The sequence below is a fragment of the Lutispora sp. genome, from assembly GCF_041687175.1.
GTDB lineage: Bacteria > Bacillota > Clostridia > Lutisporales > Lutisporaceae > Lutispora.
This window is the reverse complement of sequence record NZ_JAWLCK010000101.1, coordinates 1-9389: the sequence shown is the minus strand read 5'-3', so window position 1 is coordinate 9389 and position 9389 is coordinate 1. Positions and strand designations below refer to the sequence as shown.

Here is a 9389-nt window from a genome sequence, read left to right as displayed (position 1 = left end):
AGCTACTGCAGTAAAAAGTGCAGAGATAGGTAAAAAAACTTTGGTTATAAGCACCGATCCAGCTCATAGTCTTGGAGACTCCTTTGATATGAAACTAGGCAGTGAGCCAGTAAAAATCAAAGATAATCTTTGGGCTCAGGAGATTGATGCCATACACGAAGTGGAAGAGGGCTGGGGTAAGGTGCAGAAATACTGCACAGAGCTTCTTACATCAAAAGCAGTAAAAGATATAACAACCGAGGAGTTGACTATGTTCCCTGGAATGGAAGATTTGCTGAGCCTCCTTAAGGTACTGAAATATTACAAAGAAGATAGATTTGATGTAATAATCATAGATTGCGCACCGACGGGGGAAACTTTGGCTCTCCTCAGTTTTCCTGAAATGCTGAGATGGTGGATGGAAAAACTCTTCCCCATAAAGAAAAAAGTCATAAAGGTGGCAGGACCTGTTGCGGAATCTCTGCTTAAGGTTCCCATGCCTTCTGGAGAGGTAATGGATGAATTAGATAACCTGTATCATCAGTTGGATGATATGAAGAAAATATTTTCCGACAGAGAAATAACAAGTATAAGAATCGTTGTGAATCCTGAGAAGATGGTCATAAAAGAAGCCCAAAGAAGCTTCACTTATTTGAATATATATGATTTCAATGTGGATGCAATCGTTGTAAACAGAGTAATACCAGATAATGTTCATGATGATTATTTTATGGTGTGGAAAGACATACAGAAGAAGTATAAGGACGAGATAGTACAAAGCTTCCAGCCTATACCCATATACTACGCTCCTCTTTTTGAAACTGAGGTAGTGGGGATGAAAATGCTCAATAGAATGGCTGGAGAGATCTTTAAATCCGAAGATCCTACAGCAATAAAATACAATGGAAGAGCTCAAAGGGTTGATAAGGATGGAGAAGACTATGTGATGACAATAGAGATGCCTTTCATGGATAAAAGAGATTTAAATCTTAACCAAAAAGGAGATCAACTCATAATAAAGGCAGGCAGCATCAAGAGAAATATAGCTCTCCCAAGAACCTTGCTGGACTATTTCATAACAAAAGCTAAATTCGAGGATGAAAAGCTCAGAATATGGTTTGGTGGTGAAAAGAATGAATGAAACATTGATAAAGGAGCTTATTAAATACAAGATAAGGGCAGCAAATGAAATTATAAATTCAATGCCCTCGGGTGTGGCTGACGAAATTAGAAAATTAGGCAGAATAGTATTGGAAGGTATTGAGGAGGGATGCAAAAACCTAGGAGATACAAAGCCTGAAGGGAAAAATAAGATTAATAATATCGTTATAGAATAGAATATATACTGCTGAGATACCTTGACTATAATCACAAGTTTGGCCATAATAAAATCATAGTTTAGTTTAGACGAAGAATTCGGTTTATTAGCCAAATTCACTGCTGAGAGGTGCTGTAGTCTGTATGGCCAATGATCTGCTGCCTATAGATGAAAATAACTGGTATGTGCCTGTCTGGATGATTTGATTAAGAATGAAAATTCAAAGCCGCCACTCTCAAGTGACGGCTCCATCATTTCCGCCCAAACTACTTACCTCACATCAGATCCTAAAGTAAGACCCATATTCTGAGCTCTGAGTTCTGAGCTCTGAGTTCTGAGTTCGGACCCTGGAGGAATACTAAGGGCAACGCAGCGCGAATCAATACCCTAAAGGAATACCCAAGCCAAATGACAAGCGACCAGCGACTAGAGACTAGAGACCGACCCAAAAGGAATACCTAAGGCAACGCAACTCGTTTATATACCTCTATCGTATCCTTCACAGTCTTATCCCAGGAATATAATGCAGCCCTTTCCAATGCCTTTATCCTCATAGTCTCATATAGCTTATCATCTTCCACTAATTGTAGCATATTGTCGCCTATAGCTTCATAATCCTCAGGAGATAAAGTTATAGCTGCATCACCCACAACTTCCGGCAAAGAAGTTATATTGGATGTTATCACTGGAGTACCACAGGCCATAGACTCCACCACTGGTAAGCCGAATCCTTCGTATAAGGAAGGATATACAAACACAGAAGCAGCGTTATAGAAAAAGGGCATATCATCAACAGGAATAAATCCGGTAAATATGCAATCGTTGTTGATTTTTAGCTTATGGCTCAGGTTTACCAAGTCATCATAGGATTTCCCCTGCTTACCCAAAATCACTATTTTATAACTCTTCTTCAACTTTTCTTTAATATAAGCAAAAGCTAATAGAAGTGATTTTATATTTTTTCTTGGGTTAAAACCGCCTACATACAGAAAAAAATCATCCTCAATACTATATTTCTCTCTTATGTAAGCCCTTGCCAGTGACTTATCCACAGGGGTATAAATATCCTCTGCTGCCAGCCTGCTTACAAACACTTTATCTTCAGGCAAGCTCAGCTCTCTGCATATATCAGCCTTGGAAAATTCTGAAACAGTAAGAATGGCATCGCTTTTATCCAATATTTCAGGTATGCTGTCTAAAAATTTTTTGCAATAATATGGTCCCACTGTTTCTGGCATGGTTATGGGTATAACATCATGCAATGTGATCACAAAGGGACATATCTTCTCTTTGGGCATCCCAATGCCGTTTTGAGGTATATGATACAAATCCACATTTCTATCCAGAAGCACATCCTTTATCTCCAGTTCTTCCCAAAATCTATCCTTCCTCATGTTATCCACAGGGGTTTTGTGAAAATTGTCCCCCCATATAAAACTATAATCAGATTCCTTAGGAATTAAAATATAATAATGATTATACTGATCCAATTGGCTTTGCTTATAGATAAGCTGATACACATATGTGCCTATACCTGTTCCCCGATACCAATATGCAGCCCTGCCGTCTATACCAATGATCATCAAGCCACCTCCGCAACATTCTTTGCTCATTACTTTATAATATGTTTATTTTCTTTTTAATTGCCAATATATAATAAATATTTGGAGAAGTTATCCACAAGTTGTGGGCATATACAAGCTATTGGGGCTCAATACATGGATATTTTCCTCTAGGTCTTTTGGCTTATTCACAGAATGTGCATATGTTGTGGATAACTTGTTAAGAAATTATAGATAATTTGATAATAATGAAGATAGAAATCTCATATTATTAAAGGATCGAATTATCACAGGGGGATTTTTATGAATATAGAAGCTATTGCATCTAGGTTTAAAATCAAGATCATGGGCCTTAAGCCTCTGAGAGGAGTCTATCTGGCCTATACCAATAAGGGACCCAAGATAATAAAAAAATCTAAAAAAGAACCCGAGAAACTTTTATATATTCATGGACTGAAAGAATATATGTACAAAAGAGGTTTTCATAATCTAGACAGGTTTTTGATTTCAGACCAGGGACTCCCTTTTGTAATAGATGAAGGAAACATATACATAATGGAAGATTTTATCTCGGGAAGAGAATCCAGTTTTTTAAATCCTTATGATCGTTCAGCAGCCATGAGAACATTGGCAGAACTACATATATACGGACAAGGGTACATACCTCCAACAGGAGCAGCAGAAAGGAATGATATAGGAAAATGGGAGAAGAGCTACTTAAGAAAAATAAACGATTTGGCAGAGATTAAAGAAACCATAAAGAAAAAGAAACATAAAGATGAATTTGACAAAATGTTTCTGGAGGATGTGGACTTTTTTATGGAAATGGCTTGGAGAGCCTATGATACCCTTAGAGAATCGCGATATAAAGTGCTCTGTAAAGCGGCTGAAAGTTTAAAGCCCATATGCCATCATGATTATACATATCATAATATTATTATCAGTAAAGAAGGACAGATAAATATAATTGACTTTGATTACAGCTGCCATGAATTGCCCAGCTATGATATAGCTGCCGTCATACAAAGAGTAATGAGGAGATTTTCATTCAATATAGATATAGCTATGGATATGCTCATGGATTATGACAGAGTCAGGCCTATTACAGATGATGAGCTTATGCTGATACTATCCCTTTCTGAATTCCCCCAGCGATTCTGGAGGGTAACCGATAGATATTACAGCGGTAAAACCCAATGGTCAAAGAAAAAATTCATAAAGAAATATTATGAAGTAGTGGATGATAAAGCCTTTATGCTGGATTTTGTAAACAATTTGCGCAATATTATAACCTAAGTCGAAAAAAAACTCCTGTCACCCCAAATATATGGAGCACATACAATGTAGTATAACTTCCAATAGTTTAGGGGTGATGACACTGTGACCATTAAACCAGGTGATATTGTAGGAAGAAAATCCTATGGTTGTGATGTAATATTCAAGGTATGCGATATAGAAGAAAATAGAAGTGAAGGGAAGACTGTTCTCCTAAAGGGTATAAATGTAAGGCTTCTGGCAGATTCGCCAGAAACAGACCTAGTGCTAATGTCAGAGGAAGAAGTAGAAAAGGATAGACAAGTTTTTGCAAGGAGATTTAAAGCATCCGGCAAAATCATGACAAGCAAAAAAAGGGGAAGCCTAAGTAGACAAGGGTCATATGGATTTATGCAGCCTGGCAGGGTTCTTCATTTGGATGGTGACAGCGAATATCTCAAGCTTTGCTTGAAGGAATATGAAAAAATGGGCATTAAAGCCTTTGGATATGAAATAAGGGAAGAGGAGCAATACAAACATATAAAAAGGCTCCTTCGTGAAACAAAACCTGATATTTTGGTAGTGACAGGCCATGATGGATTGTTGAAGGATAGCAAAGATCTGGATGATATAAACAGCTATAGAAACTCCTACAGCTTTATTCAGTCCGTCAAAGAAGCAAGAGAAGTACAACCTTCACTAGATGAGCTTATTATCATTGCTGGTGCCTGCCAGTCTCATTATGAGGCTATTTTAGAAGCTGGAGCAAATTTTGCCAGCTCTCCCAATAGGATATTAATTCATGCTTTAGATCCTGTAAAAGCCTGTATTAAAGCAGCTTTAACACCCATAGACAAAACGTTTTCTCCGGAAGAGATTTCTAAACTCACCATATCAGGAATAAATGGAATAGGAGGACTCCAGACTAGAGGTAAATATAGGGATGGTGCTCCTAAACCTCGCTATAAATACAAGCAGGGAGGAGACATCCATGAAGTGTAGTGTATATGATTGGGAAAATTCCAAAGGCTTCTTTATGCCCATGGATGACCTGATAGGCAGAATGGCTGCTATTAATATTAGGGAAACTTTTCATATGGAAACTGCCAAATGTTTCGCTATAATCGCCAGGACAGAATTAGCCAGGAGGCTGAAGATATATGGAGGCCATGGGTGTGAAAAGCATCCTGGATATGTTCTATGCACTGAGCCCGGCCATTGTCTGGAGTTTGGTTTGCCTAATATAAATGTAAGTGAAAGCATAATGCAGGCTATCAAAGATACAAAAAACTTGATAATAACCTTCGATGAAAAGCCTATAAAAGCATATTATCATTATAGATGCGGCGGCTCTACTGAAAATTCAGAGAATGTTATAGGAAGCCGCATTACCTATTTAAGGAAGGTTTTCTGTGATTACTGTGAGGGGTATGAAGATGAAGATAAAGAAAAATTTTTCACCCTGGAAGATTTGGAGAGGTTGTTAAATGTAAAAATAGAGAGACCAAAGGATGTTTACTATAATATAAAAGGCATATTTGAAAATATGGATATTGATGATCAGGGAAGGATAAAATCCCTCGATATAGGAGGCAAATCCTTCAAAGGAACAGAGATAATGGAGAAATTAGGTCTTAATTCCACCAGGTTCAATTATATGCCTGTGAGATTTCTCATAAGCTGCATAGGAACTGGTCATGGATTGGGGCTCTGCATAACAGGAACTGAAGAGATGGCTAGAAGAGGTATGGATTATAGAGAAATTCTCAATTATTATTATACAGGTATTAAGATTGAAGAGATGGAACTTCCCGAGGAGAATAAACCTTTGAAGGGAAAGGTAATAGTCTTAGATCCTGCATCGGGTAAAGGAGACATCTATGAAGGCGTAAGCATTAAAGGTCTTAGAGAAGGGGATGTGAACCTGGATATAGCAAAGGAAATAGAAAAACTGCTGAGAGAAGCAGGAGCGAGAGTTTATCTAACAAGGACAGATAAAGACCATGTACATCTTTGTGACAGGGCAGATATTGCGAACAAGGTAAAGCCTGATTTTTTTATATCTATTTGTCAAAGCACATTTCCTAACCAAAGTGCCTCCGGAACTGAAGCCTATTACTATAGAGAAGATAATGAGGCAGCTAAATTAGGAAATATAATCCTAGATGGTTTATGCCAACAGCTTCAATGCAGAAACAGGGGACTGAGGATTGCTGATTTTTATATGCTGAAGGAAGTGAAATGCAGTACTCTTCAAATAAATCTATTGTATATGACAAATCCTGAGGATGAGAGTAAACTGGCAGATCCGGATAGAAGAAGAAAAGCTGCTGAGGCAATAGCACAAGGCATTATTAGCTATTATGAGCAGAAGGGTAAATAGCTTTCACTTATTATCTTCCACAAAATTAAGGATGTTATAAAAATTACTAAGCCTAATATGGTTTAGGGGTAAGTCCTTTAAACCATATTAGGCTTTTTTAATTGTGCATATTGATTTAGAAAATGTAATCTAGGATATGAAACTATGCCTGTATAGAACTGTCTGTCTTTACATTGTGACCATCGTTTTTAATAACAGCATTCATAACTGGAACCATGAGACCAGCTACAATAATACCTTGAAGAGGAGGAATTCCTATACCATATTTATTTGTGAAATAGGCCGCTCCGGTACCTATTATATAAGCTGCAATGTTTGCAACTCTGAAGGTCTTGAATTCAACATCCTTCAAGTTAGGCATCTTAGTCTTCCAAACAAAAAGATAATCTCCGATTATTGTACCTCCAAGAGGTGGTATGAATATACCTAAGCCCACAAGGAATGGAATGAAGAAGTTGTAAGCACCAGTTGCTGCCAAAACTGTAGCGATTAATACTCCACCGATTATATAAGGCCTTTTGTTTTCCTTATTAAAGAATTCTGAACCAGCGACACCGAAGGCATATGCAGCAGCATCGTTAGTGGTCCAGATATTAATGGTCAGTATAATCAAGGCCCAGAATATTATGCCCATCTTCAGGAAAACTTCAACTATATCGCCCTGCTGGAAAGCTATGGCACCTATGCCACCTGCAAAAACCATTATCCCATTGCCAATGAAAAATGCTAAGAGTGCTGCAATAAAGCTTATTGTTGCATTTTTTGCAAACCTGGACCAGTTTGTTACTTGAGTTCCCATGGAAGCAAATGTACCAACTATTATTGTCAAAGCTGTAGTCATAGCCATAGGCTCTGCTGAAGGTTGTATGGCAGACAGTGCAGCCCATGAACCAGCTTCCTTAACACCTAGTATAGGAACCCATATTGTAAGAATAAGAATCAAAGGAATAGCAACATAGGATACGATTTCCATTGCCTTAAATCCATATACTGCTGTAAAGCCCATTACCAAACTCCAGAATATAGCCCAGAATAAGTATGAATTGGGCATATTGAAAGCTCTCACAAATATTTCAGCAACATAAGCAGAAGATACTGCATACCATCCCAGCTGAGTTCCTCCCAGTAGGAAACCTGCCCATTTAGCCCCGCCAAGGCCCAAAGTATATCGGGATAATAAAACAGAAGTCAATCCGGTTTTGGTACCTATTACTGCCATGACGGCAACATAAATACCCAATATCAAGTTTCCTACAATCATAGCCCATAGGAATCTGTTAAGTCCGAAGGATGCAGCTACCTGCCCTCCTGCCACCATAGTAGGGCTGAAGAATGTACAGCCCAGGAGCACTGCTGACAAAGATAATAAGCCTACACGAGCACTTTGAGGCACATGATCCAATGGATAATCCTTATCAATGATTTGATTATTGTTTTCAGCCATGAATAAACCTCCTTTTTTCATAATATGAAATCAAAATGCCGTAACGTGAAATTAGTTAATTATATTCTATATATTCATAAAATTTCCTCTTTTTTTTAGAAAATATTTTGTCATAATTTACAACATTTCTTGACAGTATTATTGAACAATAAAACAAGTGGTGATATAATCTTTTCAGATTATGAAATTGCTTTATGAACATACTATAGATTTATCGAAGGGAGTAAAATCATGGAACAACAAAATGATAACAACGGCAAGGGTTTGATAAAATCAGTGCAAAAAAGCTTAAAAATACTAAAATATATAATAGATTCGGATGATGAAGTGAATCTTTCTGATTTGGAAAAAGCTTTAGGCTATAATGTGAGTACAATACATCATTTATTAAAAACACTTATGGAAGAAGGATTTGTTAGTCAAAACAAGGCTACAAGGAAATATGACATAGGTCCGGAAATATTCTTCGCATGGATTGGAGGCAGAAGACCAGAAAAATATTTCTCCAGAGTTACTCCGATTCTGGAGGAGTGTGTAGATATAACTGGCGAGACTACCAATCTCTTTATTAGGGACGATGATGAAGCTGTATGCATGACAGGCTGCGAGTCCAAAAAAACACTCAGAGCATATTTGAAGATTGGAAGAAGAATTCCTCTTCATTGTACAGCTGCAGGGAAAGCTTTTTTAATAAACCATAAACCTGAAGAACTGAAAAAGTATATGAGCGATACAACAAAAGACTTGAAAAGCCTTATTGAAGAATTGAAAATCTCTCGAGAAAGAGGTTATACTCTTGAAGACAATGACTATGAAGATATGATAACAGCGATTGGGGTGCCTGTACTAGATAATGACGGAAGAGTAATTTGCACAATATCAACCATTGCGCCAAGCACAAGGATGGATGAAGAAAAAATTCAATTTATCTCAGACCATCTGATAAAAGCCTCGAAAAAGATAACGGAAGCCATGAGAGGAACATTCTACTAACCTTGGATAACACCAAGGTTTTATTTTGTTTAAATTTATATAAAGGAGAAGGAATTTTCTGATAAATATAGAATATGGATACTATATTTCGTAATATAATATATAAATTTCATATAGTGAAAGGGATGAATGAATTTGAATTTAATAATCCGCAACGCAAAGCTTAGAAACAGAGAGGGTCTATGGGATATAGCAGTAAAAGACGGCAAAATAACAGGAGTAGATAAAGACATTCCTCAGAAAGCAGCAGAAGAAATAGACGCAGGAGGAAAGCTTACTGTGCCTTCTTTCATCGATCCTCATATTCACCTTGATAAAGTGAATATTGTAGAAGTGGTAAGACCGAATGTATCCGGTACATTGAGAGAAGCTATAGAAATTATATGGGACAAAAAAGCCAAATACACCACAGAAGATATTGTAGAAAGGGCAGGAGATGTCATAAAGAGAGGGGCT

9 protein-coding genes are annotated in these 9389 nt (G+C 37.4%); 7 read left to right on the top strand and 2 right to left on the bottom strand.

The window, feature by feature from the left end:
* Both ACESM9_RS12275 and ACESM9_RS12270 read left to right on the top strand, forming a co-directional pair.
* The coding region (locus ACESM9_RS12275; protein ID WP_372999007.1) for an ArsA family ATPase at positions 1-1120 on the top strand (1120 nt) is incomplete at its 5' end.
* Positions 1113-1316: a hypothetical protein gene (locus ACESM9_RS12270; RefSeq protein WP_372999004.1), complete on the top strand. Its 204-nt coding sequence runs from the start codon at positions 1113-1115 to the stop codon at positions 1314-1316. The genes ACESM9_RS12275 and ACESM9_RS12270, both read left to right, overlap by 8 nt.
* A gap of 439 nt (positions 1317-1755) precedes the next feature.
* Here the strand turns inward: ACESM9_RS12270 and ACESM9_RS12265 are convergent, their stop codons facing one another.
* Positions 1756-2880: a glycosyltransferase family 4 protein gene (locus ACESM9_RS12265; protein WP_372999001.1), complete on the bottom strand. Its 1125-nt coding sequence runs from the start codon at positions 2878-2880 to the stop codon at positions 1756-1758.
* A 282-nt stretch (positions 2881-3162) separates the two neighbouring features.
* Here ACESM9_RS12265 and ACESM9_RS12260 point away from each other — a divergent pair, with 282 nt between their 5' ends.
* The 3 genes from ACESM9_RS12260 (at position 3163) to ACESM9_RS12250 (ending at position 6496) form a co-directional block, all read left to right on the top strand.
* Positions 3163-4155 carry a CotS family spore coat protein gene (locus tag ACESM9_RS12260; RefSeq protein WP_372998998.1) on the top strand — a complete coding sequence of 331 codons (993 nt, stop codon included), beginning with the start codon at positions 3163-3165 and terminating at the stop codon, positions 4153-4155.
* 84 nt (positions 4156-4239) lie between these two features.
* Positions 4240-5115 carry a sporulation peptidase YabG gene (gene yabG / locus ACESM9_RS12255; protein ID WP_372998996.1) on the top strand — a complete coding sequence of 292 codons (876 nt, stop codon included), beginning with the start codon at positions 4240-4242 and terminating at the stop codon, positions 5113-5115.
* Complete coding sequence (locus ACESM9_RS12250) at positions 5105-6496, top strand: N-acetylmuramoyl-L-alanine amidase (RefSeq protein ID WP_372998994.1); 1392 nt, start codon at positions 5105-5107, stop codon at positions 6494-6496. The genes yabG and ACESM9_RS12250 overlap by 11 nt, the downstream gene beginning before the upstream one ends.
* A gap of 142 nt (positions 6497-6638) precedes the next feature.
* Here ACESM9_RS12250 and codB read toward each other — a convergent pair whose 3' ends face one another.
* Positions 6639-7940, bottom strand: coding sequence for a cytosine permease (gene codB, locus ACESM9_RS12245; RefSeq protein WP_372998991.1), 1302 nt, complete (start codon positions 7938-7940; stop codon positions 6639-6641).
* 231 nt (positions 7941-8171) lie between these two features.
* Here codB and ACESM9_RS12240 point away from each other — a divergent pair, with 231 nt between their 5' ends.
* Together ACESM9_RS12240 and ACESM9_RS12235 are read left to right on the top strand one after the other, a co-directional pair.
* Positions 8172-8933: an IclR family transcriptional regulator gene (locus ACESM9_RS12240; protein WP_372998989.1), complete on the top strand. Its 762-nt coding sequence runs from the start codon at positions 8172-8174 to the stop codon at positions 8931-8933.
* Between the two features lie 135 nt (positions 8934-9068).
* The coding region (locus tag ACESM9_RS12235) for an amidohydrolase family protein (protein WP_372998986.1) at positions 9069-9389 on the top strand (321 nt) is incomplete at its 3' end.

Bases quoted from the DNA above. Each gene is read 5' to 3' on its own strand.
- ACESM9_RS12265 (WP_372999001.1), bottom strand. From the start codon at position 2,880: ATGATCATTGGTATAGACGGCAGGGCTGCATATTGGTATCGGGGAACA.
- ACESM9_RS12250 (WP_372998994.1), top strand. From the start codon at position 5,105: ATGAAGTGTAGTGTATATGATTGGGAAAATTCCAAAGGCTTCTTTATG.
- codB (WP_372998991.1), bottom strand. From the start codon at position 7,940: ATGGCTGAAAACAATAATCAAATCATTGATAAGGATTATCCATTGGAT.
- ACESM9_RS12260 (WP_372998998.1), top strand. From the start codon at position 3,163: ATGAATATAGAAGCTATTGCATCTAGGTTTAAAATCAAGATCATGGGC.
- ACESM9_RS12240 (WP_372998989.1), top strand. From the start codon at position 8,172: ATGGAACAACAAAATGATAACAACGGCAAGGGTTTGATAAAATCAGTG.
- ACESM9_RS12270 (WP_372999004.1), top strand. From the start codon at position 1,113: ATGAATGAAACATTGATAAAGGAGCTTATTAAATACAAGATAAGGGCA.